Source organism: Streptomyces sp. HUAS TT11, from assembly GCF_051553595.1.
In the GTDB taxonomy this organism is placed as follows: domain Bacteria; phylum Actinomycetota; class Actinomycetes; order Streptomycetales; family Streptomycetaceae; genus Streptomyces.
In genome coordinates this window covers 7,861,911-7,888,255 of sequence record NZ_CP196184.1, presented here as the reverse complement: position 1 = coordinate 7,888,255, position 26,345 = coordinate 7,861,911, and the positions used below count along the sequence as shown (strand labels likewise).

Sequence of the window (26,345 nt, the reverse complement as noted above, 5' to 3'; positions counted from 1 at the left end):
TGCTGCGGAATACCGGCCGGATGCCCGCCGACGGAGTGGCCACGGATCGCGCGAGCGGAGTAAGCCCGCTCCGCGCGGACGACCGCAGGGCGGGTGTCCGCGCGGACGACCGCAGGGCGGGTTCTCGGTCTCCCGCGCCCGATTCCCGCGGAACCCGGCTCGGCACCACGACCGCCTGGAAGGCCGGCGCGTCACCGGCTGCCCTGCGGTGGCGTGGATGGCGAGCGGCCGCGCCTGACTGTCGTTCGCCAGATGGACCTTCGTGCTCAGACCACCCCGGGAGCGTCCGAGCGTGCGGTTCCGCACAACGTCACGACAAAGCGCACGCGTAGTGGCGAACCTCGTGTGTAACCTCTGCGACTGATCGACTTCATGATCGGTTCACAAGGGGAGGGCCATGAAAAGCACAACACGCTCCAGGCGAAGAACCGGCTGGATGGCGGCGGGAGGGGCGGTCGCCCTGGTGCTGCTGGCGACGACGGGAGCCCACGCCGAAGGACGGGGGGACGTCCGAGTGGTGTCCGCCGTCGTCAACGGCGGGGCCAACGTCACGGTTGGCACGGCGAAGAAGGTGACCTTCCCGATCGCCATCACCGTCAAGGACAACTCAGGGGTGAAGGGGCTCACTTATGTCAGCACCTTCAACCGCTCCAACCTGTACGGCTTCTTCGACTGGACGGGCACGACGTGCCGGAAGAAGACCTCGACCACGTCGGTGTGCACGGCCACCATGACGGTGGACCCGGCTTGGATCCCGGACAGTGACGACATCGACTCCAACAAGGTCGCCGGTCTCTGGACCGTGAACGCCACGGTCAAGGCCAACGACGGCGACTACCGGATTGCCGATTCCATCGCCCAGTACAAGGTGAAGCGCGCCTCGCGGCTGACGACGGACGCGGCCCCCGAACCGGTCGCCAAGGGCGCGAAGCTCACGATCACCGGCAAGCTGTCGCGAGCGAACTGGGAGACCCTCAAGTACCAGGGGTTCGCCGGGCAGGTCGTCAAGCTCCAGTACCGCAAGGCCGGTGCCGCGCACTACAGCACGGTCAAGACTGTGACGACGAGCAGCTCCGGGCAGCTCAGCACCAAGATGACCGTCACAGCGGCGGGGAGTTGGCGCTGGTACTTCCCTGGCACGACGACGACGGCCCGGATCGTGTCGGCCGGTGACGCAGTAGCACTCAAGTAGTCGCCGGATGCGAAAGTCCTGGTACTCCGGCAGCCGAACTGCTGGAGTACCAAGACGCACCGACTCGACCAGGAAAGCTCGGCTTACCCAGCGCGTGCTGGAGCAGAGCGTACGACTTCGTGTAGACGCGCCACAGCGCATCGCCACTGCGGGAACTCTCACTTGTACAAGCTGATGTCGCCCTCGGGTGACCCGGTGGCGAACAATGTGCTGCCGTCGGCACGCGCGAGTACTTCGATGTCGATTCCAACCCACGGAACCCCGATCAACTCGCCGGTTGCTGTGTCCCACTCACGGACGATGTTGTCGGTCCCCGAGGTGAACAGCCGCGCGGCACCCTCCACCACAGCTGGGGCCACTGTCGGGTATTCCGAGCCCAGAGATATCGGCTCCCCGACCCATTCGCCCGTTGACGCATCCCAGCGCCACAAGGTGCTGTCGGAGTCCGTGGCGATGAGGAGGGTGGAGCCGGTCGAAAGGATCAGCGAGGTGATCTGCATGATCCGGGCGCGGGATCCGGTGATGGGATCCCCGATCCGATCGCCGGTCTTGGGGTCCCATCGCAGGATAGCGCCGTTCTCGTCGCCTGCAGCGATCACCGCGGTGCCGTTCCGCCCTGGGACGGTCGTCACGGCCATGACCCAACCTCGATGCCCCGGAGAGCGTCATGTCCGCTGCGAGCTCGTTGAAGCCGCTGACCAGCCTCGTGTCCGCTGAGCATGGGGCAGATGAGCAGGTGAACTGGCGTGCGGCCGAAGAGGCTCTCGGTGCCGGTCTCCCGAGTGACTACAAGGCGTTCATGTCCGTCTACGGTGCGGGCGACATCGGGGAACTCGGCATCTTGGGGCCGCTGCCCGTCGACTTCCTGCAGTGGGATCCGGGCAACATTCCCGACAGCACGCCTGCGTTCCGGGCCCTGTGGGACCGGGACGGTGGTGTCCCCGGCATCGTCGCGGACGGCGGCTCCGTCCTGCCTTGGGGCTCCGGCTGCAACGCCAACGAGTTGGGCTGGCTGACGCTCGACTCGGACCCCGACAGCTGGCCCGTGGTGGCCTGGCGCCGGCAGATCAGCTACGGCGACACGCGATGAAGGCTTTTCGACTGCGGCATGGTCGACTTCCTGGTCAAGATGATGCGCGCCGAGTTCGACGAGTGCCCTCTAGATGAATGAGTCCAAGGGGTCACATGCGCGCATGATGCGAGGGTGTCCATGACAAAAGCACCATCGGGCACCACACAGCCCGGTCCCTGATCGCCTTCGACCACTGACCCACTTCTCCAACCAGGAGGAGGGAACGTTTTGGCTCGGTCCTGCCTCCTGTCATGCCGAAGCGGGCCCTCAGGAGACCCGCCGAAGGCGAGAGGTGTTTCCCATGACATCGAGCACAACCTCGGTCACGGCCGCCGTCGACAGACCGCTCCCGAACGCCGAAGGGGCGAAGCATAGCTGGCTGGAGGTGCGCGGCATCCGGTTGCATGTCGCCGAGTACGGGACCGGGGCGCCGGTCCTGCTGCTGCACGGCTTCCCGCAGCACTGGTTCGCCTGGCACCGGGTCGCCGTCCTGTCGGCCGCCGGACGGCGGCTGATCTGCCCGGATCTGCGTGGCTTCGGTTGGTCGGAGCAGACCCGGCGGGGCTACGACATCGACGGCTTGTCCGACGACATGCTTGCGCTGCTGGACGCGCTCGGGCTTGATCGCGTGGATCTGGTCGGGCACGACTGGGGTGCCCACGTCGGCTTCCGGCTGTGCCTGCGGGCACCAGAGCGGTTCAGTGGTTACCTGGCGCTCAACATGGCGCACCCGTGGGCCCGGCAGCGGGCCATCCTGCCGAACCTTTGGCGGCAGTGGTACACCGCCTTCATCGAGTACCCGGTGATCGGCCGGGCCGTGCTGCGCCGCTGGCCGGCGTTCGCCCGCTTCCTGCTGCGTCACCAGGTCGCCGACCAGTCAGTCTGGCAAACCGACGAGCTCGCGGAGTTCAGCGCCGCAGCCCAGGCCACCGCGCACGCTGGGCAGGCCATGTTCTGGCAGTACGTGGTCCGGGAGATCCCGGCGCTGCTGCGCGGCACGTGGAGCGGGCAGCGGTTGACCGTCCCGACCGTGCTGCTGGGCGGCGAGCGGGACAACGTTTTCCCACCGTCCATGCTGGCCGGGGGCGAGAGTCACGCGGACGATCTCACCGTGCGGATCGTGCCGGGCATCGGCCACTTTCTGCCTCGGGAGAGTCCCGACGTGGTCGCCGGGGCGATGAAGGAGCTGTTCGTGACGGGGCGTTGAAAGACTATGGGCGCAGGGCCGCCCGCAACGCGACCTTCCGGATGAAGGCCCGGCTGCGGCGGGCCCCGAGAGCGTACGCCCACTGAACCGGCCGCAGGGCGGCTGGACGTGCCGCGCCGAGCATGGCGAAGCGCGTGCCGTCACCCTCCGGCTCGGCAGCCATCCCCCCCACCACCAGTCGCGACTGCATCAGGCACCAGCCGGGAGCCAGCCGCACGTCGAAGGCACTGCGGCAGCCCAGCGGACCCACCGCCAAGGCGCGCTTGCGATCGGCGTCGCCGGGCGGGACGCGGAACTCGCGCAACAGAGGCACGAGCTGTGGCAGCTCGCCTGCCAGATCCGAGGCGACCGCCCATACCTTGTCGTACGGCAACTCCAGGCGCTCCTCCACGTACAACGTGGTGTGCAGGCCCGCGGCCAGCAGCCGTAGCCGGGTCACGGCATCAACGCTCATTGCTGCCACGCCTTCCGGAACGCCGAACGGGCGCGGTGCAGCCGGGACTTGACAGTGCCCGGCGCAATACCCAGTACCTTGGCCGCACTTCGTTCATCAAGCTCCTCAAGCTCGCGCAGGACGAGCACGGCGCGATGATGCACGGGCATCCGCGCAAGCACGTCCCGTACCTGTGCCGACAGCTCGCCGTCACCGACGCCGACGAGACCGCGCAGGCGGGCGACTGTGTCGGGATCGACGGCCTGCTCGACGGCGGTGCGCCGCGCCACCCGCATCGCCTCGCGCACGGTGATGGTGCGTACCCATCCGTAGAACGCCTGCGGATCGCGCAGTCCCCGCATCCCGACGAAGACCGCGGTCAGCGCCTCCTGGACGGCGTCCTCGCAATCCGATAGGGCGATCGGCCGACACAACCGGGTCACATACGGCGTCACCACGGTCAGCACCTCGTCCATCGCCAACACGTCGCCTGCCCGCGCCGCCCGCACCAGCGCGGCCACGGCATCCCAAGGCGGCTGAGGTTCTCCTGCTGAGCCGTCCATCACCGCGGACACTACAGCCTCGAGGCTGAGCGCATGAGGCGAGGGCGGCCATGATCAGCCTGTGACGAACGATCTCGACACCCTCGCAACGGCACTCTATGCCCGCATCGACGACGAGTTGAAGGCTTCGCCGTGGTTGGCTCCCGCTCGGCCCGCCGTCGGGATCGCGGCTACGCTCAGCGACGCGGAACTGCTCACGCTCGCCGTCACGTCCGCGCTGCTCGGCTACAGCTCCGAACGCCGCTGGCTGCGCCGGGCCGGCCGGGACTTCCGGCACCTGTTCCCCTGCATGCCCGGCCAGTCCGGCCAGTCCGGCCACAACAAGCGCCTACGCGCCGCATCGGCCTTGCTCACACACATGATCCGCATTTTGGCGACGGACACGACGCTGTGGAGCGACGACGTATGGGCGGTCGACTCCACCCCGGTGGGCTGCGGCTGCTCGCGAGAGACCGCCAAACGCTCGGACCTGGCCGGCTGGGCCCAGTACGGCTACTGCGCGTCACACTCGCGCTACTTCTGGGGCCTGCGGCTGCACCTGGTGTGCACCCTCGGCGGGCTGCCGGTCCTGTTCGCCGTCACCGACGCGAAGGCCGACGAGCGCGAGACGCTGCGCGACATGCTCGACACCGCGCCGGACGTGGTGGCATCCCATCCCAGCCAGACGATCATCGGCGACAAGAACCACTACGACCGCGAGTTCGAGCACGACTTCGCTGAGCGTCACCTGAAGCTGCTGCGTCCGACCCGCAAGGGCGAGCCCGAGCGGGCCGGAGCGCACCTGTTCAAGCCGCTGCGCCAGGTGATCGAGTCGATCAACCAGACCTTAAAGGGCCAGCTCGACCTGGAACGACACGGCGGCAAGAGCCCAGCGGGGGTGATCGTGCGGATTCTGGCGCTCACCGCGGCGATCTGGCACAACGACAAGACTGACCAGCCGGTGAAGCGATCGCTGATCGCCTACGACTACTGACTGCGACGACAACCCTTGGACTCATTCATTTAGGTGACGCCCCCTCTGGGGTAGGTCGGCTCCCTTCGTCCACTGGCGCGAGCAGCAACGACGCTGGCTCGCTGGTCTCGACCCCGAGACGGGTGAGCCGGACCCCATCGTGCAGGACTTCCTGCAGTGGCCGGCACCCTGACCCACAGATTCGGGCCTGTGAGAGTCAGGTTCGTGTGGGCGCTGGAGTGTGCCGCCAGGCCCAGTGCTGGACCGCGTCCGCTCCGTCGCGACGCAGTGCAGTGCAGTCACCAACGTGCGGAAGGAGCACGGGCTCAGGCCGGTGAACGGTGCCGTCCGAGACGACTCGAACGTCGCGATCGCACCAGCAGTACGAAGATCATCACACCCTGAGAGCCCTATGGGGACGTTGAGACAGCCGCTCGGACACGAGCCGACCGCAGCCGGTTTTCCTGCAGCCAGTCCGAGGCGACGTCGATCGGTACACGTACCGCGATCTGCGTCGATGGCGAGTCGTGCACCGTCACCTCCATCGGGTCATCCGGAACCACGTCCAGCCAGGCACTGCGGCCACCGGCCGGCCACTCGGCCCCCTCCTCCGCCTGAAGGGCGTCGAGACAACGCTCCCACTCGTCCAGATCCTCGTGCGATACCTGTAGACCGACCCGCCCGTTGACGAAGTCGCTCTTCAGAACGATCTCAGCCGGGTAGTACCGCTCTTCGCCCATCGTCAGAGGTGCATCGCAGCTCACCTCAACGGCGACACTTTGGACCGTATCTGCGAACCGGAAGAGCTCGAGCGTCCGCGCTTCGTCAACCACAGTTGCCTCTTGCACACTTGATGGACCAGGTTGCCCTTGATCCTCTCTCACACGGGTCGGGATGACAGCCACGGCCTGACGTGCGGGACAGCCTTGAGCGCCGCGGTGTTGTGGTCAAGGGCGGGGCGACAGCCGCAGCGCGCCGTGACCGGTGAGGCAACGGCGGCCTCATGCCCATGTCTTGCCACGTTCCATCACTGAATGACTCATCCCATTCAGCCGATTCGTACTGCCCCGCGTGGCCAAGGTGTAACGATCACGGCCGAGTTCGCTCTTTCTAAACGGACGGCCGTGCCGGTCGGCCAGGAGAGGGAGAGCACGACTCGTGCGATGGACGGACAGAAGCGGTAGACCACGCGGAGAGGATCCGTACGGCGGCGCCGGTTACACGTATCCCTACGGATACGAGTTCAGCGGCGGCACCACCACCGACACGTCCGCGATACCCCGGAACCCGGTGCAACTCGCGCAACGTCGCCGCTGCCGCGGCCGTCGGACGGCCCCCACGAACGGGTTCAACGCCGCGTCGGGCTCATGCCTGCGACGCCAGCGCACGGAGCGATACGGCAGCTCGCGGGCCACAGTGGGCGCTGAGCCGCCCCGCTTTGACGTCACCTCCACGGGAGCCCGGTGCTACGCAGCAGGCGCCGTACCGCGGCGTTTCTGACTCGTGCCGCCACGCGGACCTTCGCCCGGATTCACACAGTCCGTTCGAACTCGAAACAACCTGAGCCGTGCCACTACACCGCCGTCAGCGCGAACCGGTGCGCGAAAAGTGGTCGGAACGCGTCCAGTCACACACAGACAAAGGGAGACCCGTATGCCCGTCGGTCGCATGACCCGCAGAGGAGCATTGCCCACCGTCCTACTCTCCGCCGTCGCCCTGGTGGGCACCGGGAACACCCCGGCTGCTGCGGACAGTGGCGTCTCGCTGCCGATCTCCTCGGCTTCGGACATCGTGGTGGACAGCGTCTATCAGCACCTTTTCATCAGCGACCCCGCCGACAGCAGCGTCCTGGTCACCGACTACGACGGCTCCGTCGTCACCGAGATCCCTTCGCAGTCCGGCGCGGCGGGGCTCGCGATGGACGAGGATTTCGTCTACGTCGCATTGCCGAGTGCCAACGCCATCTCCTTGATCAACAGGTCCACTCTTCAGGAGACAACCCGCCGCTCCACCGGAATCGGCATCGCGCCACAGCACTTGACCTTCGCAGCCGGCAAGCTGTGGTTCGGCTACGACACCTCACTCCAGGGCAAGCTCGGTTCCCTCGACCGCGCCGGCTGGTATATGGCGCTCAACCAGGACGGGAACCATTCGTGGAAGTCGGCACCGATCCTCGCGTCGTCTTCGGGTGCGCCCGGGATGCTGGCGGCCGGAGCCACCGGACAGAGCCCGACCGAAGTGCAGGTCTACGACGTCTCGTCCGGCACCGCGGTGTCGACGGCATACGCCTCGGACCCCGGCAGTGAGGGCAGCGGCAACCTGTCGGACATGGCCCTCACCCTGGACGGCAAGGACCTCGTCACTGCCGGCGCTTCGCCGCAGTATGCCCAGGTCTTGCGTACCTCGGACCTGAGTGCAGACGGCAACTACACAACCGTCGGGTCACCGAACGCCGTGGCGATCTCCCTGGACGGCAGGGTTGCGACGGGCATGGCCGGGCCGGCCTCGACGGACCTGTCCGTCTTCCTGCCCGGAAACTCCACAGCCGTGCAGAACTACGATCTCTCCGACGACCTCGTGCCTGCGGGGCTCACGTGGGATCCGTTCAACAACCGCCTCTTCGCCCTCACTCAGCCCAGCGGCGGCGGCCCCGTCACACTGCATGTGGAAACGCCCGCCAAGGCCGACACCACCATGACGCTCCAGGTTCCCGCCACGGCCAAACGCAACAAGCCGCTGACCCTGAACGGTACGCTCAGCTCGCCCATCGCCATTCCGGACGCAACTGATGTCAGCGTGACCCGCACGGATTCGGCGTCTCCCAACGGCATCAGCGTGGGCACCGCCGGCGTCAGCAGCCTGAACACCTTCACGATCAACGACATCCCGCCGGTGGGAGGGGTGGTCACGTACACCGTCACCTACACAGGTGACACCGCCCACAACGGAACAACCGCTACAGCAACGGTCCGGGTCAAGTAGGCGTGCACAGCAGTCACGTACGGACTGGATAACCGGATGTCAGACGTGCTGCCTGGGTGCCGTCGGACCCGGGCAGCACGCTTTCCGGAGCAGCATCCCCTCGGCCTTTGCTTCTTCGGGATACACCTCACTCATCACTTCCTGAAGATCTGATCGATGTCTCCAGGCAGGTACGCCCCATGCGCGGTGTAGGAGAGCACAGGCTCGCACTTCTGCAGACCCGTGGTGGTCTACTGACGATGCCCCGGCTCGAAGCCCCGGCCGTTCAACGGAAGAAGCCCACGGCATCCCCGGCCGCTGTTCGGCGTCCCTCAGGTGGCTGAGCGCGTTCCTGGCGCCCGCAGCCTGCGTGTGAGCAGGCCGAGCAGTACAGCGTTGACCAGTCCGGACAGTGCCACACCGGCGGAGAAAAGCAACGGACCCAGCCAGGAGAGCGAGGAGTGGTCCGCGAGTGCCGCCACCAGGGAGACGAGGATGCTGAGCGGCGCCGTGGCCATGAGCGGCCAGATCCCGGCGAACCCCGGGTCCGGCGACAGGTACACGGCGTACAGGAAGAACGCCAGCGCCGCCGCGACCACAGCGAGGTAGCCGCGCGCGAGCCAGTTGTCCACGGCGGGCGCCAGCAGGGCCCGAATTCCTTGCAGGCGGGGATGCGCAGAATGTGCCATGCCCGTTCCACCGTGCTCAGAAGGGGCCTCGCTACGCGGGCGGGGCTCACGGGCACCGGCCGGTGCGGTGGTCACGGACCTCGGGACGAGGGCACCCAGCACGGCCGCGTTCACAAGGGCGCACAAGAGGAGCCAAACGGTCCAGAGGCCGACGGCGAGCACGTCGACCGCCCCGCTGCTCTCGGTGCCAGGGCCATAGGGAAGGACCACACCCAGGAGGGAGAGGGGTGCCGTGAGCATCAGAGGGTCCGGGGCGAAGCCGCCGCCCGGGAAGAGGAACGTGCCCAGGACGGAGGCGGCGAACAGAGCGAGATAGCCCCGGGAGAGCCAGTTGTCCGTGGCAAGCACAAGGAGTCGGCGCAGGCGCGGGATACGGCGCGGGCGGGAGGCATTCGACATCGAAGTTCCTTCGATCCGTCCGGGTTGGTGAACCCCACGATGGACCGGAGGGCGCCCTTGGGGATGAGTACGGGTACTCATCGGCAAGGCGGCAGTACCTACCACACATCCCGGCTGGTCACCCGCCCTTCCCCTTGCGATCGGCATCACCGCCGGTAAGGGCGGGGTGTGTGCGGAGGCTGCGCGTGATCTGTCAGACTCTCACCGTGACCAGCACCGATGGAGCTGCCCGTTCAGACTTGCTCCGCCGGGGATATCTCCTGGAGTACGTCACCCTCGGCTGGAACGTGGTGGGCATCGTGGTGCTCACCATCGCGGCGATCTCCGCGAAGTCGGTAGCGCTGGCCGGGTTCGGCCTGGACTCCCTGATCGAGATCGGTGCCTCGACGGTGGTGATCTGGGAACTGTCGGACACCGGCGAGGAGCGCCGGCGTCGGGCTCTACGGCTCATCGGCCTCGGCTTCGCTCTCCTGGCGGTGTATCTGCTGGTGCAGTCCACATGGGTGCTGGCCAACGGATTCAGGCCACATCACTCGCTGCTTGGCGTTGGCTGGACAGCCGTGACCGCAGTGGTGATGTTCGCTCTGGCGCTCGGCAAGGCTCGCACGGGCGCTGCGCTGGGGAACCTGGTGCTGCAGGCTGAGGGCCGCGTCACCCTCATTGATGGTCTGCTGGCTGCCGCCGTCCTTCTCGGTCTTGTGCTCAATTGGGCGGTCGGCTGGTGGTGGGCCGATCCCGCGGCCGGGTATGTGCTCGTCTATTACGCGGTCCGTGAGGTCAAAGACATCTTCGGCGTCCACTGATCCGCACAGGGGTTTACAACTAGAGGTCCAGTTCCCTCACCAGTGCGGCAACTTGTTCCACTTCGATGAGGAAGCCGTCGTGGCCGTAGGGGGATTCGATCGTTCGCACGTGATCTGCTGTGGGAATACCGTTCGCCAACTCCGCCTGCTGGGAGAGTGGATAAAGACGGTCGGAGTCCACTCCGGCGACGAGCGTCTTGGCGGTCACACGGCCGAGGGCGGCGCGTGTTCCGCCCCGACCGCGACCGAGGTCGTGGCTGTTCATGGCCTCTGCCAGTGTGACGTAGCTGCCTGCGTCGAAGCGGCGCACGAGCTTGTTGGCATGGTGGTCGAGATAGGACTCGACCTGGTACCTACCGCCGTTCCAGGGATTTTCCGTGCCCTGAGGTGTGCGGCCGAAGCGGGCCTGTAGCTCCGGTTCGCTGCGGTAGGTGATGTGGGCGAGGCGACGGGCCAGGCCGAGTCCTGTGTGCGGCCCGAGCCCGGGGGCCGCATCGTGGTAGTCGCCGCCGCGCCAGTGCTGGTCGCTGCGGATGGCATGCAGTTGGATGTTTGTCCAGGCGATCTGTTCGGCGCTCGCCGCCGCGGTCGTGGCGAGCAGCAGGAGTGCCCGAGTGCGCTCCGGATGCGATACGGCCCATTCCAGCGCCCGCATTCCACCCATCGACCCACCGATGACCAGCGCCCAGTGGTCGATGCCCAGTGCGTCAGCCAAGCCCGCCTCGGCAGCGACCTGGTCACGTTGCGTCAGAAACGGGAAGGCGCTGCCCCAGTGGCGACCTTCAGGTGTGAAGGACGACGGGCCGGTGCTGCCCTGACAGCCGCCGAGCACGTTCGGAGCCAGGACGAACCAGCGGTTCGTGTCGAGTGCCTGCCCGGGACCGATGAGGCCGTTCCACCAGCCGGGGGTGGGGTGGCCGGGTTCGACGAGCCCGACGACGTGGCTGTCGCCGGTCAGGGCGTGCAGTACGAGCACCGCGTTGGAGCGGTCGGGGGCGAGCCGCCCCCACGTCTGGAACGCGAGCCGCATGTTCGGCAGTTCACGTCCCGACTCCAAGGAGAGCGGTTCGTCGCGCTCGTACCACTGGCGGCGCCCGGGCGGGTCCCCCTCCCGCCAGGCCCCGGAGGCCGGAGGGAGGGGAACCGCGGAGGGCGTCAGGACGGTGTTCAGGACGCGCCCTTTGCCGCCCGGAAGCCTGCCTCCAGGTCGGCTTTGAGGTCAGCGAGGTTCTCGATGCCGACGGACAGGCGCACCAGGCCGGGGGACGTGCCGGTGGCGGCCAGTTGGGCCTCGTCGAGCTGGCTGTGCGTGGTGGACGCCGGGTGGATGATCAGGCTGCGCACGTCACCGATGTTGGCGAGATGGCTGAACAGCTCGACTGCGTCCACGAACCGCTTCCCGGCCTCGACACCGTCCCGCAGCTCGAAGGAGACCACGGCACCCGTGCCGCGCGGCAGGTACTTCTGCCCCGCCTCGTACCACCGGCTGGACTCCAGGCCCGGATAGTGCACGGCGGCGACCTCGTCGCGCCGCTCGAGCCATTCGGCCAGGGCCTGGGCATTTGAGGAATGCCGTTCGATGCGCAGGCTGAGCGTCTCGACGCCCTGCAGGAGCAAGAAGGCCGAGTGCGGGGAGAGGGCAGGTCCGAGGTCGCGGAGGAGCTGTACCCGGAGCTTGACGGCGAAGGCTCCCGGGCCGAGCGCCGGCCAGTACTGCAGCCCGTGGTAGCTGGGGTCGGGCTCGGTGAAGTCGGGGAACCGCTCGGAATGGGCCCCGAAGTCGAAGGTGCCGCCGTCGACGACTACACCCGCGATGGTCGTACCGTGCCCGCCCAGGAACTTGGTCGCCGAGTGCACGACGATGTCCGCGCCGTGTTCGATCGGTCGCAGCAGATAGGGAGTCGGGACCGTGTTGTCCACGATCAGAGGGAGCCCGGCCGCGTGCGCCACGGCAGCGACCGCCTGCACGTCAAGAACATTGCCACGCGGATTGCCCAGCGTTTCGGCAAAAAGCGCCTTGGTGTTCGGCCGGATCGCCGCCCGCCAGGCCTCGAAGTCATCCAGGTCGTCCACGAACGAGACCTCGATACCCAGCTTCGGCAGCGTGTGCCGGAACAGGTTGTACGTGCCTCCGTACAGCGACGTACTGGAGACGATGTGGTCGCCGGAGCTCGCGAGCGTCAGGATCGCCAGGGTCTCCGCCGCCTGCCCGGAGGAAAGCGCCACTGCGGCGACCCCGCCCTCGAGTGCGGCGATGCGCTGCTCGAAGACGTCCTGGGTGGGGTTGTGGATGCGGGTGTAGATATTGCCGGGCTCGGCGAGCGAGAAGAGGTCGGCGGCATGCTGCGTGTCGCGGAACACGAACGACGTCGTCTGGAAGATGGGTGTCGCCCGAGCTCCCGTCGTCGGATCGGGTGCGGCACCCGCGTGCAGCTGTTTGGTCTCGAAGGACCATGCGGAGGTGTCGGGACCGGTGGGTTCGTCCTCCGGGGTATGGCCGGCGGTGACGGAGTCGAGGGGTTGACTCATGGAGGTGCTCCCTTGTGCGGAAGGCGCGGATGCTCGCAATGCAAGGAACGGGAATGCGCGAAGAAACCACTACAGGCCGACGTACCGGCAAGCCGGTTGGCGCTCAGCGCTGTGCGGTGAAAAGAACGTGGTCAGATGCCGCAGCGCGGATTCAGCGCGTGGCGCGACAACACGTGGTGGTGACACGCACGTAGTCAACGTGGCGGCGGGTCACAAGCACGGTCATGCACCCAGGTAACCACATCGAGGTGGCAGCGCACCAGCACAACTCGGTTGTCTCACCGTCTGGGACGGTCATGGTGGACGCACCTCCTTGGAACGACCTGACCCAGCCGCGCCTCCTCCACCTCGTGAGGCGGGCGGCTTGTCGTCGGTCTGTTCGCGGTGCCACGGCTCGGAGTCCTGGTCGACGGCCTGCTGCCATCCGGGCAGCGGCAGGTCCGGGATGTCAACGGCACATGAGGTAACGCGGTACCGGTGCTCCGCCGGTGAGGGGCCAGGTGGAGGACCGTCGCCGTGCTGAGCGGACTCTGGCGATCGTCGGTTGCCCGTCCTGCGAGCGCCCCGCTGCCATGGCCTCACCAGATGTTGCGCCGTGTGTACTTGATATTAAATCCAATCTGAAGTCGTTGCTCTCACTGGTTGTCCGCTGACACATTGTGTTGGCGCGCAAGGTTTCACGGCCCGGGGTCGGGAGGCTCGCGGATCACCGCAGCTCTGCCCGGCAGCAGCGCGCGGCACCCAGGCATCGCGGCAACCATCGTGGCGCAGCGCCGCGCCGCACATGGCGTTGTACGACACCCGCAGGGCAGTGAAGTCGGCCCACCCCCCGACTTCACTCGGACAACGGTCCGGCCCGGCTGGACCGTGAAAGGCGATGTCGATAGATGACCAGCAGCGAAAGCTCAAGTCTGTCCCGCCGAACCCTTCTTCGAACCACCGCGGTGGCCGGCGCCGCGGCCGCAGCGACGACGGTGATCGGTCCGGGCACCGCCTCGGCGGCGCCCGCGATGTCCCCGACCCGGACCGATCACGATCAGCCGGCTGCCGGAACGCGGCAGCAGGGGTCCATCCCGGCCCCGGTGAAGTACTTCGGAACTCCGATCGGAACCGAAGGCTTCCTGGCCCAATGGGACAAGATGGTCCAGTATTTCCAGCTGATCGGCGCCCGCAGCGACCGGGTGAAGTACGAGGAGATCGGCAAGACCACTCAGGGACATCCCTACGTCCTGCTGACCATCAGCTCGCCGAAGAACCTCGCCAATCTCGACAAGCTGGTCGCCACCAACGCCAGGCTCGCCGACCCCCGAGGACTGTCCGAGGCCAACGCCAAGAAGCTGGCCGCCGAGGGCAAGCCCTTCTACTTCGTGCAGGCCGGCATCCACTCGACCGAGGTCGGCAACTCCCAGGCCGCCATCGAATGGGCCTACCGGCTGGCGACCGAGAAGTCCGACTACATCGAGAAGATCCTCGACAACCTGGTCATCCTGCTTCAGCCCTGCCAGAACCCGGACGGCATCGTCCTCGTCAACGACTACTTCGCCGCCACGGCCGGCACCGACTACTCGCGCACCTACCCCGACCTGTACAACAAGTACACCGGACACGACGACAACCGTGACTGGATCATGCTCACCCAGATCGAGAGCAGATACAACGTCTCGATCCTCAACAAGTACCGACCCCAGGTGTTCCAGGACTCCCACGGAGCCGGAGCCAATGCCCCCCGGCTGTTCACTCCGCCGTACCTGTCGCCGTACGACCCCAACATCGACACCATCCTGGTGCAGCAGACCGACACGGTGGGCCTGGCGATGCAGCGAGGCATGACCGTCGCCGGCATGAAGGGCAACGGCTGGGGCTCGACATACGACTACTGGTCCCCGTCCCGGCAATACTGCGTCTACCACGGCTCGGCGCGCATCCTGACCGAGGCGGCGGCAGCCTCCAACCTCGCCTACCCCAACGTGGGCACGAAACCGCTCGGCCAGCAGAGCACCGACATCAACTTCATCGAGCCGTACGACTCCAACACCTGGACGCTGCGCAACATCATCGACTGGGTCTCCCAGGCCTTCTACTCGGGCCTGGAGGCGGTCGCCTACGACACCTACAACTGGCTCTACAACTCCTACCGTGTCGGGACCAAGGCGGTCACCCGGACCAGCCCGTACGCCTACGTCATCCCGGCCGGGCAGCGCGACCCGCAGGCCGTCCACGACGCCCTCGAGATCTTCCACCTCGGCGCCGTGGAGATCCGTCAGGCACAGGGCACCTTCACCGCGGACGGCAAGCAGTACCCGGCCGGGTCGTACGTCATCTACCTGCAGCAGCCGTACGCGGCGTTCGCCAAGACGCTGCTGGAGGTGCAAAGCTACCCGCAGCTGCTGCAATACCCCGGTGGACCGCCGCAGCGGCCGTACGACACCACCGCGCAGACCCTGCCGATGCTGCTCGGCTTCGAAGCCGACCTCATCACCACGGCCTTCTCGGCCGACACCCGACTGCTGAGTTCCATCAAGCCTCCGGTGGTCGCCAAGCCGTCCGCAGCGGCGAGCAGCGGGGCCTACGCGATCGGGCCGGAGTCCTATGGGGTGTTCCGGATCGTCGCCGCCCTGCAGAAGGAGAACATCCCCACCTTCCGTGCCGCAGCGCAGTTCACCGACGGCGGTCGCACCTTCCCCGCCGGCACCTTCCTCGTCCCGCCCTCCTCGGCGGCCAGGGAGCTCCTGCACACCCAGTCGAAGGACACCGGCATCCCGGTGTCCGCCATCCGAGCGGTGCCGGCAGTGGCCGGTGTCCAGCTCAAGCCGGGCACGAAGATCGGCCTGCTCAAGCCCCCGGACAACATGCCGTCCGGCTGGCTGATGTGGACGTTCGACCAGTACGGGGTGAACTACTCGGTCGTGGAGGCGGGCGACTACGCCAACCTCGCCGACACGTACGACGCCATCATCATCCCGGACGGGGTCAGCAAGAACTCCATCGTCAACGGCCTGAGCTCGGCGAAGTACCCGCCCGAGTGGGCCTGGGCGTTCGGCGTCGGCACAACCGGCTGGAACCAGTTGCACGACTTCGTGACCGGCGGCGGCACGCTGGTCACCTTCGGCAGCGGAACCGCCACGGCCCAGTCGCTGTTCAGCCTGCCCATCACCTCCACTCTGCCCAGCGGCTCCAACTCGGACTTCTACTGCCCGGGATCGCTGCTGAGCCAGGAGTTCGACACGAACAACCCGGCGGCCTGGGGGGTGCCGGCGGACAACCCCGTGTGGTTCGTGTCGGACGACGCGTACAAGCTGACCAGCACGAGCACGTACCCGGTGGACGTGGTTGCCAAGTACCCCGACAGCGGTGATCAGCTGAAGAGCGGCTGGCTCATCGGCGGCGAACACCTCAACGGGGCGGTCAACGGGCTGTCCTGGACGATCGGCAACGGCTACGTCGTCACCTTCGGCAATGAGATCGGGTTCCGCACCTGGAACCGGTCCGAGCAGCGGATGCTCTTCAACGCCGCGTACTACGGGCCGTCCTCGAAGCTCACCGCCGCCCAGTTCCAGCGCCTCGGAAAGTAGATCGCATGGTGGGGGCGGATCCTACCGCCCCCACCACCGGCCGTCCCCGGCCGGACAGAGAGAGGTAGAACCCGCTTGTACCCCGACGACGGAAGCTGGACAAGCGCGCTGTCCCACCTGGAGTGTGGACGGTGCGCCGAACGGTACGACGCGGACGCGCCGCAGAACGTGTGCCACTGCGGTTCGCCGCTGCTCGTGCGCTACGACCTAGACCGGGTCCGGGCCTCGGTCCGACCGGAAGACATCGCCTCACGCGGAGCGGACCTGTGGCGGTACCGGGAATTGCTGCCGGTAAGGGACCCCGCGAACGTGGTCACCCTCGGCGAGGGATGGACACCGATCCTGCCGCTAACCGGGTACGGCCGACGGATCGGGGTACCGGGTCTGCTGGCCAAGGACGAGGGAATGCTGCCGACCGGCAGTTTCAAGGCGCGGGGCGCGGCGGTCGGCGTTTCCCGGGCCCACGAACTCGGCGTACGGCAGCTGACGCTGCCGACCAACGGCAATGCCGGCGCCGCGTGGGCCACCTACGCCTCGCGCGCCGGTATGGAGTGTCTGGTCGTGATGCCCGAGGACGCTCCGCAGGTGACCCGGAAGGAGTCCCTTGCAGCGGGCGCCCGGGTGTACACCGTGGACGGTCTGATCGGCGACGCGGGCCGCATCGCGGGGCAGGCGGTACGGGACGGCTGGTTCAGCGCCGCGACGCTGCGCGAGCCCTACCGCATCGAGGGCAAGAAGACGATGGGCCTGGAGATCGCCGAACAGTTCGGCTGGCGGGTGCCGGATGTCGTGGTGTACCCGACCGGTGGTGGCGTGGGCCTGATCGGTATCCGCAAGGCGCTCGACGAGTTGACCGCACTGGGCTGGATCACCGGGCGGCTGCCCCGGTTCGTGGCCGTGCAGTCCAGCGGCTGCGCACCGATTGTGCGGGCCTTCGAGTCGGGGGCCGAGACCGCCGAACCGTGGCCGGCGGACCAGGCACACACCGTCGCGTTCGGTATCAACGTCGCCGCAGCGCTGGGCGACTTCCTCATCCTGTCCGCCCTGCGGGACAGCAACGGCACGGCGATCGCCGTCGACGACCAGGACATCCTCGAGGAGCAGGTGGCCTGCGCGGCCGTTGACGGCGTGCTGATGTGCCCCGAGGGGGCGGCGACACTGGCCGCGGTACGCCGACTGCGTGCCGACAAGTGGCTTGCCGGGGACGAGGAGGTCTTGGTGCTCAACACCGGCAGTGCGCTGAAATACGCCGACAGCCTGCAGGTCGACCGGCCGACCCGGCTGGCACGGGATGCGGACCTGCCGCAGGAGGCGACCTCCACGGCCGAAACGACCGGCACGGACCGTGGCCGTCGGACATCCCGATGACCCGGTCGCCGAGCGTGGACGGTCCGCTCGCCCGGTCACCCGCCGACGGGCAGGCGCCGATGGTGGAGCTGCGCGGGGTGCGCAAGTCGTACGGCACCGTCGAGGTGCTCAAAGGCATCGACCTGAGGGTGGCCCGCGGTGAGGTGGTCGCCGTCATCGGTCCGTCCGGTGGTGGCAAGAGCACCCTGCTGCGCTGCGTCAACCTGCTGGAGCCGGTGACTTCCGGTCAGGTTCTGCTGGAGAGCGAGGATCTGACCGGGCCCGGCGTCGACCTGGACAAGGTACGCCGACGTATCGGCATGGTGTTCCAGCAGTTCAACCTCTTCCCACACCTGTCCGCCATCAACAACCTCACCTTGGCGCCGCGCAAGCTGCTGCGGTTGTCCAGAGACCAGGCGTACGAGCGGGCCATCGCGTTGCTCGACCGAGTGGGGCTGGCGGGCAAGGGCGACGCGTACCCGCGGCAACTGTCGGGTGGTCAGCAGCAGCGGATCGCCATCGCCCGCGCGCTGATGATGGATCCGCACGTGATGCTGTTCGACGAGGTGACCTCCGCACTGGACCCGGAGCTGGTCAGCGAGGTCCTCGACGTGATGCGTGACCTCGCCCGCTCCGGAATGACGATGCTGTGTGTCACCCACGAGATGGGCTTCGCCCGCGAACTCGGCGACCGACTGGTGTTCGTCGACGGTGGCGTGATCGCGGAGCAGGGCCGTCCGGCCGATGTGCTGGATCGGCCCCGGAACGACCGTACCCGCCAGTTCCTGCGCAAGGTACTCAGATAGCCCGCCCGAGCGGGCAGAAGGAAGTTGAGTCGTGAAATCGAGATTCGGCGTTGTCATCTCTGCGGCGATGGTCCTGGCTCTCGCCACCGGCTGCTCCTCCTCGTCAGAGGGGTCATCATCGTCCGCCGGAGGTTCCGGCTCGTCCGCCCGCCCCGTCGACGTGGGGGCGCCGCTGCCCGCCGAGGTGAAGAGCAGGGGCAAGCTGGCCCTCGGCGTCAAGTGCGACTACCCGCCGTTCGGATACATCGACGAAGCGTCGAAGAACGCGGGTTTCGAAATCGACATAGCCCACCAGCTGGCCTCCTACGCCTTCGGCGACCCCAACGCGCTGACGCTCACCTGCGTGACCGGAGCCAACCGGGTGTCGTTCCTGACCTCCAAGCGCATCGACCTGATCGAAGCGACGATGAACTACACCCCGGAACGGGCCGAGACCATCGACTTCTCCACCCCCTACTTCGCGAGCGGGGTGAAGCTGCTGGTCCCCAAGGACTCCCCGATAACCTCCTTCGACGAGTTGGCCGGCAAGCAGGTCATCAGCATCAGCGGCGCCACCGCCAGCCTGTGGCTGACCCAGTGCATGAAGGACGTCAAGCAGGACCTGTTCGCACAGACGAGCCAGGCGCTGACCGCACTGAACCAGAAGCGCGGCGTCGCATTCGCCCAGGACGACACCCTTCTGCTCGACCTGGCAGCGAAGAACCCCCACCTCAAGGTCGTCGGCGACGCCAAGGCCGACAGTCCCTGGGGCATGGGCGTCCGCAAGGGCGACGCGAAGATGCTCGCCTGGATCAACGGCGCCCTGGCCCACATGCAGAAGACCGACTTCTTCTGGAGCGAATTCCAAAAGACCGTCACCGACACCTCCGCACGGCAGCAGTTCGCGAAGTACCTGCCCCGCCCGGGCCACGACCTGACCTACCCGTCCGGCTCCACCATCCGGTGCTGAACATGCTCGACGTCTCCGGCTACCACTTCGATCCGGGCTTCATCGTCGACCATCTCGGCGACCTCGGCACCGGCCTGCTCCGCACGCTGGCGATCAGCGCCATCGGCATGGCCGGCTCCCTGGTCGTCGGTGCACTGCTCGGCGCGGTCAGCTCGCTCCGCATTCCGGTCGCCCGCCAACTGATCACGGTCTACGTCGAGATGTTCCGCAACACTCCACTCCTGGTGCAGATCTTCTTCCTCTACTTCGCACTGCCGGAGACCGGACTGCAACTCGGCGGCTTCACCGTCGGCTGGCTGTCACTGCTTCTCTGGGGCGGCGCCTACAACGTGGAGAACTTCCGCGCCGGCTTCGAAGCCGTCGAAGGCGGCTACGTCGAAGCCTGCCGAGCTCTCGGCTTCCCCCGTCCGGCCGCCTTCCGACACGTCACCCTCCCCATCGGCGCCCGCATCGCACTGCCGTCGGTCACCAACATCCTCATCTCCGTCTTCAAGAACTCATCGTTCATGGTCGCGATCAGCTATCCGGAACTCACCGAAACGGCTGTCAACCTGGTCGCCGTCACCTTCCGGGTGTTCGAGATGTTCCTCGCCATCGGCATCGTCTACCTGGGACTGGTCTGGCTCATGTCGCTGGCCGCCAGAGCCGTCGAGGGGCGCTTCGCGATACCAGGAGGACACTGATGCCCGTATGGGTCGGACCCGTGGCCGACTACCTCGCAGGCGGCCTGCGCGAAACCGCTCTGCTGGCCCTGGTCAGCATCACCGCCGGCCTCCTGGTCGGCGTCCTGCTCGGTGCCGTACTCACCTTGCCCAGCAGGCCCGTCCGGGCCGTGGTCCGGGCCTATGTCGAAATCTGGCGCGGTCTGCCGATCATCATCATCCTCTTCCTCATCTTCTTCGTCCTGCCCATCGTCGGCGTACGGGTGAACACCTTCATCGCCGCTGCCATCGGACTGTCCCTGTGGGGCAGCGCCAACGTGGCCGAAGTCGTCCGCGGCGCCGTCCAGTCGGTGCCGCGCGGGCAGGCCGAGGCCGCCGCGGCACTGGGCTTCTCCTGGAGCGGACGCATGCGGCACGTGCTCCTGCCCCAGGCCGCCAGGCGAGCGCTCCCCCCACTCATCGGACTCGTCGTCAACCTGACCCAACAGACCTCACTGGCCGCCGTCATCGGACTCGTCGACATCCTCGAAGCGTCACAACGCTCCATCGAACGACTCACCCTCGCCGGCGGCTCCTCCCACGCGGTACCGATCCTCGGCGCCGTACTCGCCGTCTTCTTCGTCATCTGCCTGCCGCTGACCATGCTCTCGCGCTGGTACGAACGCAGACTGCACTGACCTGCCCCACCGCGCCCTGCACCTTCGGGCGGGTAGCGTCCTCCGTGCCGACACACACGGAGACAGAGGGGGGAACCGGCGATCATGACCGTCCCGCGCCACACCTTGCTGAACGCCGCCTACGACCACGTGCGGGCGGCCATCCTCGACGGCTCCCTCACCCCGGGCTCCCGCGTCACCGTCCGCCCCCTGACCGAAAAACTCGGCCTCAGCCCAACCCCCATCAAGACCGCCCTCGCCGCGCTGGAACGCGAAGGCTTCCTCATCGCCGTTCCGCACCGCGGCTACTTCGTCCCCGAAGCCGGCACGGACGACCTACTGGAACTGTACGAGCTGCGGGAGGCCGTCGACGGCCTCGCGGCGCGCCGGACGGCCGTGGCATCGGATCACGACCGGATCGCCACACAACTGCGTCAGCTACTGGCGGAACAGCGAGCGGCCATCGAAGCGAACAACCTGAACCGCTACGGAGAACTGGACCTCGAGTTCCACCGCCTCATCTGGGAGGGCTCAGGCAGCCGACGGCTCATCCCCATAGCAGAGAACCTCATCGCTCAGGTGCGCCTGGGCAACCGTCTTTCCGCGCGGGCCCCCGGCCGACTGTCCGTCGCTGTCGATGAGCACGAGGCCATTTTGGAGGCGATCGGAAAGGGTGACCCCCGTGCCGCGGAGCGCCACATCCGACGCCACGTCCGTGAAGCAGGCCAGGCACTGCGGCGCTACCTCGAACTACAGGAACCACAGGAGAAGCCCCGGCAGCAGTGACTTCATGCCACCGATGTGCGGTCAAGCGGTGAACCGGCGGCCGGTTCGTCGACGCGGTCAGGGCTTCAGCCGATCCTGACTCGGGCGTCGAAGCCCATTCTTTTCGCGGTGGGTCCTCTCTGCCCGGTCTGTTGCCGACAGAGCGAGTGGGGTCCCCGTGCGGCACGGTGTCAGGGCCGTGCCGCACACGCAGTCAGTGGCCGGTTCCTGTCATCTCCGGTGTGCGATCGGACCCGGTGCGCAGGATCCATCGTCCAGGTCGTCGAGCTCACCGGCACCAACCACGACAAGCTCGCCGAGCGGCACCTGGTGCCCGCCGAGCATGTCGTCGATTCCGGCTGCGCCTCCCGGGCACACGTCGAGCAGGCGCAGCGCGTGCACGGCATCACCCTGCTCGGCCCGTCGCCGACCACAGCGCCCTCCGAGGCCGCACCGGGCTTCGACAAGGCGGCCTTCGGAGTTCGGGGGCCTTCGACGTCGCGGTGAGCTTTGACGGTGGGTGCGGCGACCCCAGGTCTTCAGTCCGGACCGAGGGCCTTCAGTGCGCACTCCACCGCTGCCACTGCCGTACGGGTCTGGTGGGCCACCTGGGCGTGCACGGGGACGGGGCGTGGGTGCACGGCGGTCTCGAAATCCGCGCACCAGGTGGCGAAGAGGCCGTTCAGTTCGTCGTGGAGGGCAGGGGCGGCGGAGTTGTCCGACGCTTCGAGCAGGCGCAGCAGGAGGCCCGCCGCCCTCAGGGGTTGGCGTCGGGCCACGATGTCCAGGGTGGTGACCTGGGCCCTCGTCAGATGGCGTGGGTCATCGGGGGTTTTCGCGGCGGCGGCCTGCTGCGCCAGGGGTTGCCAGGAGGTGGCGACCAGGTCGTAGAGGCCGGCGGCCATCCACTCCAGTACGCGGCGGAGGGGGTCGGTCTCGGGTGGGGGCAGGAAGCCGCGGGCCTTGCCGAGGACCGCGGTGACCTGTCGGCCGCCGTCGCGCACCAGGTCGGCCAGGTCACTGAGGGTGCGGGCGGCCTCCGGTTCCGGGGTGGTGTCCGCGACCATGGGGGTGGCCCAGATGGGTACTTCGACGATGGCGGTGACGCCGCCATGGTGCTGAGGTGCGCACCAGGTGGAGCGGGCGATGTCCTGCGACCCGGCCGCCAGGCGTACCGCGCTGTCCGGCGGGGGCAGGACGTAGATCGCGGGACTGGGGTTCTCCCAGTACAGGGCGTCGTAGGTGCCCCGCTGGAGGGGGATGCCGACCGCCTCGGCCGACTCACGGAAGGGGACGGCCAGACCGGGGAGGTCGCGGGTCAACTGGACCCAGCTTCCCCCCACATCGGTGCTGTGCAGGGAACACTGGACGAACGGGCGCAGTTCGTCGATCACGCCGAGGAGGGCAAGGGTCTCCGGGATCGGGTGAGCGGCGACGGGGGCCCATTCGGGTTGCTCGGCGGCCACGGGGCGGTAGGCGGTGCGGTAGTAGCTTGCCAGGCTGGCGGGTGTCTTGGCGGAGCCCGGGCCGAGACCTGGCCCGAATCCCGGTCCGGAACCGCTTCCGAGGTCGGGTACGGATACGGGATCGAAGTCGCGTCCGAGACCACGGCCGGCGTGGGCTCCCGCCTCCGCGAGGGCAGCACCGTCCGGGTCAAGGCACAGGACGATGTCCCAGGTGACCAGCGACGGGTCGGTTGCGGCGGAGAGCCGGTCGCCTCGTGCCGCCGACTTCGCCACCGCGAGGGCCGTGCCGGCCGCCGCCCGCTCGTCCGGATGCGGTCCTGCGACCACCAGGGCGTGGTGAGGGCCGTGCCCGACGGACAGCATAAGGAGCGGACGGCCCTCACGGGATGTCCCGATCCGGCGCAGTCGTGCGGTTCCGGGGAACCGCGAGACCAACTGCCGTGCCGAATCGGTGACTTCCGCAACCGTGAGGTAACGGTCGTTCAATGCGTGTCCGATCAGGAGCCGCCGTTGCCGCCGCTCTCGCCAGTGGTCTCCTTCTTGTCCAGCGGCCGGATCTCGATCTTGCTCTTCGCCATGTCGTGTCCTTCCGTGAGACTGATCGGTGTGCGCGGGGTCCGCATGGGCCGCGCAGGGTCGACGTGCTCTTGCCAGAGTTCGCGTGAGCCGTCACCGTTGTCAATCACTGTTGCCGCTGGACAAGCCGGTGTTGACGAGATTGGCGTGAAGATGACGGTGCGAGTGATGCGGCGGCCCCGGATCAAGCCGGAGCACCGGGCCTACCGAACGGTGGACGGTCACATCAGGATCGGAAGCGTCGTCTACGGCATCGGTTCCGAGGTCAAAGACCCCGACGGATGGGTCTGGACCCTGGTCGAGGCAATGGACGGCACGCGGGACCCCTCGGAGATCGTCACGGAAGTCCTCCTGCGGCACACCGAGTTGGGTGTGCCGGCCGCGGACATCCGCCAGGTGATGGCCGATCTGACCGAGGCCGGGTTCGTGGAGGACGCCGATGCCGCGCCGCCGCCCGAGCTGTCCGCGGCGGAACGGGAGCGGTACAGCAGAGGAATGACGCTGCTGCGCTGGATGGACCTGCGACCGAGGGAGAGTTCCTGGGAGCCGCAGGCCCGACTGCGCCGCGCCCGCGTCCTGCTGATCGGCGTCGGCGGCACCGGCGGAGCCGCCGCACGGGACCTCGTTGCCTCCGGCGTCGGCGCACTGCACTGTGTGGACCCGGACGTTGTCGAGCTGTCCAACCTCAACCGGCAGACGCTGTACGGCGAGCGTGACCTCGGAACGCCCAAAGTCGACGCGGCACTGGGGGTGCTGCGGGCACTCAACTCGGCGGTCACGGTCACCGGTGAGCGGCGCGAAGTGCGCGGGCCGGGGGACCTGGCGGGGCTGCTGTCGAGCGGGGTGGGCGGAGACGGGGCCGGGGCCGCGTACGATCTGCTCCTGCTTGCCGCCGACCGGCCCGCCGTGATCCGCAGATGGGCCAATGAGGTCTGCCTGGGCGCCGGAATGCCGTGGGCGGAGGCCGGTTACCGGGGTCCGCTGGTGAGCGTCGGGGTCTTCGCGCCGGGCCGGGGCGCGTGCTGGGAGTGCCTGCGCATCGCGGAGGCCGAGCGGCGGGATCTGCGGCTCGGACCCGGTCAGGACGAGGACGTGGCGTCGCCCCGTATGCCGTGGAACCCGGTCAACGCCGTGACGGCGGGCCTGTCGGGCGGTCTGCTGGCGCACGCGGCCATCGCGCTGCTGTGCGGCATCCCGCCGACCGACCCCGGTTACCGGTTCGGCCTCAACCTCATGGTCCCCGGTGATCCGATCATGCAACGCTCGGATCCACGTCCCGACTGCCCCGCATGCGGTGCGCAGTCCAGTGCCGACTCCCCCGTTGCGGAACCCTCGTGAGCGATGCGGTGACCGACGGCGCTCGCCCTGTCGAGCCGTCGGCGCACGTGGTGCTGCACGACCTCGCGGTGCGGCGGGACCGGGACGAGTGGATCGTCGGCCGGATGGCGACTCAGACCTTCGTCGCTCTTCCGGACGTCGGTGCGCGAGCCGTCGAACTGCTCGCTGCCGGGCTGAGCGTAGGCCGTACGGCGCGGACGCTGCACGAGGAGACAGGTGAGGACTTCGAGATCGCGGACTTCGTCTCGGACCTGGCCGCGCTGGGGTTCGTGGCACGGATCGGGGACCGTACGCTTGCGGACCGTGCGACACCGCGCCCTTCGCTGCCGTGGCTCCGCCCGCGACACGTCCGCTTCACTCTGCACCCGGCACTCGCCTTCACCGTCGTAGCGCTGCTTGCCGCCGCCGTGGTGGTCCTGGTCCGGCGTCCCGAACTGCTGCCTAACTATCGGGATTTGCTGTGGAGTCCGCACGGGAGCCTGGTGCTGCTGAGCGGGGCCGCAGCCGGGTGGACGCTCGTACTGGCCCACGAGCTGGCGCACTTGGCCACCGCGCGCGCGGCGGGTGTGCCGGGGCGTATCCGGCTGGGCACGCGGCTTCAGTTCCTCGTGATGCAGACCGACATCAGCGGCATCGAACTCGCCCGCCGACAGCACCGGTTGACTGCCTACCTGGCCGGTATCGCCCTGAATCTGTCCGTCGCCTCGACCGTCGTCCTGCTCCTCAACGCGACGGCCCCCGGTACGGCAGCTCACCGACTGCTCGCCGCCGCTCTGCTGCTGGCGCTGATGCCGCTGCCCTTCCAGCTCATGGTGTTCACCCGCACTGACCTCTACTTCGTCCTCCAGGACCTCACCGGCTGCCGGAACCTCTACGGCGACGGACGGGCCTACGCGCGGTACGTGTTCCGAAGGGCGACACGAGCACTCCCTGCCGATGGGGCCGGGGACGCTGATCCCAGCGGCCGGCTGCCCGCGCACGAGCGCCGGGCCGTCCGCATCTACAGCGTCGCCCTGGTCATCGGCACCGTGCTCTGCCTGGCGTTCATGGCCGCCGTCACCCTCCCCGCCGACCTCACCCTCCTGGCCCGCGCGGTACGGGGACTCGGGCCGGGACACGGTCTCGCGGTCCGGGCGGACTCGGTGGCCGTTCTGGTCACGCTGGGCGGGGTGAACATCCTGTGGGTGGTGACGTGGTGGCGCAACCGAAGGGCTCGCCTGGATGGTTCGGGCAACGCCCGGGGTGGTTCGCGAGGGTGAGGACCCTCCTTCGGCATCGGTGGGATCCGGCGGGACCCGCTCAGGAAAGTGCCGTCACAACGTACGGGGCATACGACCCGAGGCACTGGTTCGGATCACGCTGTGCGGTCACGGGCGGCGTGTACTTACCGTGCACACCGCCACGAGGT

25 protein-coding genes and 1 pseudogene are annotated in these 26,345 nt (G+C 67.9%); 16 read left to right on the top strand and 10 right to left on the bottom strand.

Annotated elements, in window-relative coordinates:
• Positions 1 to 198: 198 nt before the first annotated feature.
• Positions 199 to 291: pseudogene (locus ACSHXN_RS35435) on the bottom strand (IS5/IS1182 family transposase); the annotation flags it as partial.
• Between the two features lie 106 nt (positions 292 to 397).
• Here ACSHXN_RS35435 and ACSHXN_RS35430 point away from each other — a divergent pair.
• Positions 398 to 1,192: a hypothetical protein gene (locus tag ACSHXN_RS35430; RefSeq protein WP_355130408.1), complete on the top strand. Its 795-nt coding sequence runs from the start codon at positions 398 to 400 to the stop codon at positions 1,190 to 1,192.
• Between the two features lie 158 nt (positions 1,193 to 1,350).
• On the opposite strand, the gene ACSHXN_RS35425 is transcribed toward ACSHXN_RS35430, so the two are convergent.
• Positions 1,351 to 1,830, bottom strand: a complete 480-nt coding sequence (locus tag ACSHXN_RS35425) for a hypothetical protein (RefSeq protein ID WP_438305044.1) — start codon at positions 1,828 to 1,830, stop codon at positions 1,351 to 1,353.
• 29 nt (positions 1,831 to 1,859) lie between these two features.
• Here ACSHXN_RS35425 and ACSHXN_RS35420 point away from each other — a divergent pair, with 29 nt between their 5' ends.
• Positions 1,860 to 2,282, top strand: coding sequence for a hypothetical protein (locus ACSHXN_RS35420; protein ID WP_355130412.1), 423 nt, complete (start codon positions 1,860 to 1,862; stop codon positions 2,280 to 2,282).
• 283 nt (positions 2,283 to 2,565) lie between these two features.
• Entirely contained in the window at positions 2,566 to 3,471 is a 906-nt protein-coding gene (locus ACSHXN_RS35415) for an alpha/beta fold hydrolase (protein ID WP_355799632.1), read from the top strand.
• Positions 3,472 to 3,475: 4 nt separating this feature from the next.
• Here the strand turns inward: ACSHXN_RS35415 and ACSHXN_RS35410 are convergent, their stop codons facing one another.
• Together ACSHXN_RS35410 and ACSHXN_RS35405 are read right to left on the bottom strand one after the other, a co-directional pair.
• Positions 3,476 to 3,925 (bottom strand): hypothetical protein, encoded by a 450-nt coding sequence (locus ACSHXN_RS35410; RefSeq protein WP_355130416.1) that lies wholly within the window; start codon positions 3,923 to 3,925, stop codon positions 3,476 to 3,478.
• Positions 3,922 to 4,425 carry an RNA polymerase sigma factor gene (locus ACSHXN_RS35405; RefSeq protein ID WP_356108901.1) on the bottom strand — a complete coding sequence of 168 codons (504 nt, stop codon included), beginning with the start codon at positions 4,423 to 4,425 and terminating at the stop codon, positions 3,922 to 3,924. The genes ACSHXN_RS35410 and ACSHXN_RS35405 overlap by 4 nt, the downstream gene beginning before the upstream one ends.
• A gap of 103 nt (positions 4,426 to 4,528) precedes the next feature.
• On the opposite strand from ACSHXN_RS35405, the gene ACSHXN_RS35400 reads away from it, so the two are divergent.
• Positions 4,529 to 5,440, top strand: a complete 912-nt coding sequence (locus ACSHXN_RS35400; protein WP_438305040.1) for an IS982 family transposase — start codon at positions 4,529 to 4,531, stop codon at positions 5,438 to 5,440.
• Between the two features lie 389 nt (positions 5,441 to 5,829).
• Here the strand turns inward: ACSHXN_RS35400 and ACSHXN_RS35395 are convergent, their stop codons facing one another.
• A complete protein-coding gene (locus ACSHXN_RS35395; RefSeq protein ID WP_355130422.1) occupies positions 5,830 to 6,252 on the bottom strand; it encodes a DUF5959 family protein in 423 nt (140 codons plus the stop codon).
• A gap of 820 nt (positions 6,253 to 7,072) precedes the next feature.
• Here ACSHXN_RS35395 and ACSHXN_RS35390 point away from each other — a divergent pair.
• The gene (locus tag ACSHXN_RS35390) at positions 7,073 to 8,401 is read left to right on the top strand and encodes a YncE family protein (protein WP_383357879.1); all 1,329 of its coding nucleotides are present in this window, start codon (positions 7,073 to 7,075) and stop codon (positions 8,399 to 8,401) included.
• 311 nt (positions 8,402 to 8,712) lie between these two features.
• Here the strand turns inward: ACSHXN_RS35390 and ACSHXN_RS35385 are convergent, their stop codons facing one another.
• Complete coding sequence (locus tag ACSHXN_RS35385) at positions 8,713 to 9,468, bottom strand: SCO4225 family membrane protein (RefSeq protein WP_356108904.1); 756 nt, start codon at positions 9,466 to 9,468, stop codon at positions 8,713 to 8,715.
• A 206-nt stretch (positions 9,469 to 9,674) separates the two neighbouring features.
• Between ACSHXN_RS35385 and ACSHXN_RS35380 the strand changes: the two genes are divergently transcribed.
• Entirely contained in the window at positions 9,675 to 10,271 is a 597-nt protein-coding gene (locus ACSHXN_RS35380) for a cation transporter (RefSeq protein ID WP_356292296.1), read from the top strand.
• A gap of 19 nt (positions 10,272 to 10,290) precedes the next feature.
• Here the strand turns inward: ACSHXN_RS35380 and metX are convergent, their stop codons facing one another.
• Both metX and ACSHXN_RS35370 read right to left on the bottom strand, forming a co-directional pair.
• Positions 10,291 to 11,442, bottom strand: a complete 1,152-nt coding sequence (metX, locus tag ACSHXN_RS35375) for a homoserine O-acetyltransferase MetX (protein WP_438306522.1) — start codon at positions 11,440 to 11,442, stop codon at positions 10,291 to 10,293.
• On the bottom strand, positions 11,439 to 12,800 hold the full coding sequence (locus tag ACSHXN_RS35370; RefSeq protein ID WP_438305037.1) for a bifunctional o-acetylhomoserine/o-acetylserine sulfhydrylase: 1,362 nt from the start codon (positions 12,798 to 12,800) through the stop codon (positions 11,439 to 11,441). Before ACSHXN_RS35370 ends, metX begins: the two co-directional genes overlap by 4 nt.
• 887 nt (positions 12,801 to 13,687) lie before the next feature.
• Here ACSHXN_RS35370 and ACSHXN_RS35365 point away from each other — a divergent pair.
• From ACSHXN_RS35365 to ACSHXN_RS35330, 8 genes are all read left to right on the top strand, one after another.
• Positions 13,688 to 16,372, top strand: coding sequence for a M14 family zinc carboxypeptidase (locus ACSHXN_RS35365; protein ID WP_438305035.1), 2,685 nt, complete (start codon positions 13,688 to 13,690; stop codon positions 16,370 to 16,372).
• Between the two features lie 75 nt (positions 16,373 to 16,447).
• Positions 16,448 to 17,740 (top strand): threonine synthase, encoded by a 1,293-nt coding sequence (locus ACSHXN_RS35360; RefSeq protein ID WP_355130434.1) that lies wholly within the window; start codon positions 16,448 to 16,450, stop codon positions 17,738 to 17,740.
• Positions 17,737 to 18,525 carry an amino acid ABC transporter ATP-binding protein gene (locus ACSHXN_RS35355; RefSeq protein ID WP_355130436.1) on the top strand — a complete coding sequence of 263 codons (789 nt, stop codon included), beginning with the start codon at positions 17,737 to 17,739 and terminating at the stop codon, positions 18,523 to 18,525. The genes ACSHXN_RS35360 and ACSHXN_RS35355 overlap by 4 nt, the downstream gene beginning before the upstream one ends.
• Positions 18,526 to 18,556: 31 nt before the next feature.
• Complete coding sequence (locus ACSHXN_RS35350) at positions 18,557 to 19,474, top strand: transporter substrate-binding domain-containing protein (protein ID WP_438305031.1); 918 nt, start codon at positions 18,557 to 18,559, stop codon at positions 19,472 to 19,474.
• A 2-nt stretch (positions 19,475 to 19,476) separates the two neighbouring features.
• Positions 19,477 to 20,157, top strand: a complete 681-nt coding sequence (locus ACSHXN_RS35345; protein ID WP_355130440.1) for an amino acid ABC transporter permease — start codon at positions 19,477 to 19,479, stop codon at positions 20,155 to 20,157.
• Positions 20,157 to 20,813 carry an amino acid ABC transporter permease gene (locus ACSHXN_RS35340; protein ID WP_355130442.1) on the top strand — a complete coding sequence of 219 codons (657 nt, stop codon included), beginning with the start codon at positions 20,157 to 20,159 and terminating at the stop codon, positions 20,811 to 20,813. Before ACSHXN_RS35345 ends, ACSHXN_RS35340 begins: the two co-directional genes overlap by 1 nt.
• An 84-nt stretch (positions 20,814 to 20,897) precedes the next feature.
• The gene (locus ACSHXN_RS35335) at positions 20,898 to 21,578 is read left to right on the top strand and encodes a GntR family transcriptional regulator (protein ID WP_355130444.1); all 681 of its coding nucleotides are present in this window, start codon (positions 20,898 to 20,900) and stop codon (positions 21,576 to 21,578) included.
• A 219-nt stretch (positions 21,579 to 21,797) separates the two neighbouring features.
• Positions 21,798 to 22,064: a hypothetical protein gene (locus ACSHXN_RS35330; RefSeq protein ID WP_356292299.1), complete on the top strand. Its 267-nt coding sequence runs from the start codon at positions 21,798 to 21,800 to the stop codon at positions 22,062 to 22,064.
• A 32-nt stretch (positions 22,065 to 22,096) separates the two neighbouring features.
• Here the strand turns inward: ACSHXN_RS35330 and ACSHXN_RS35325 are convergent, their stop codons facing one another.
• Both ACSHXN_RS35325 and ACSHXN_RS35320 read right to left on the bottom strand, forming a co-directional pair.
• Positions 22,097 to 23,509, bottom strand: coding sequence for a M14 family zinc carboxypeptidase (locus ACSHXN_RS35325; RefSeq protein ID WP_438305028.1), 1,413 nt, complete (start codon positions 23,507 to 23,509; stop codon positions 22,097 to 22,099).
• An 11-nt stretch (positions 23,510 to 23,520) separates the two neighbouring features.
• Positions 23,521 to 23,646, bottom strand: a complete 126-nt coding sequence (locus tag ACSHXN_RS35320; protein WP_355130450.1) for a hypothetical protein — start codon at positions 23,644 to 23,646, stop codon at positions 23,521 to 23,523.
• A gap of 106 nt (positions 23,647 to 23,752) precedes the next feature.
• Here ACSHXN_RS35320 and ACSHXN_RS35315 point away from each other — a divergent pair, with 106 nt between their 5' ends.
• Both ACSHXN_RS35315 and ACSHXN_RS35310 read left to right on the top strand, forming a co-directional pair.
• Positions 23,753 to 24,937 (top strand): HesA/MoeB/ThiF family protein, encoded by a 1,185-nt coding sequence (locus ACSHXN_RS35315; protein WP_355130576.1) that lies wholly within the window; start codon positions 23,753 to 23,755, stop codon positions 24,935 to 24,937.
• Entirely contained in the window at positions 24,934 to 26,196 is a 1,263-nt protein-coding gene (locus ACSHXN_RS35310) for a hypothetical protein (RefSeq protein ID WP_356292301.1), read from the top strand. Before ACSHXN_RS35315 ends, ACSHXN_RS35310 begins: the two co-directional genes overlap by 4 nt.
• The last annotated feature ends 149 nt before the right edge of the window (positions 26,197 to 26,345 follow it).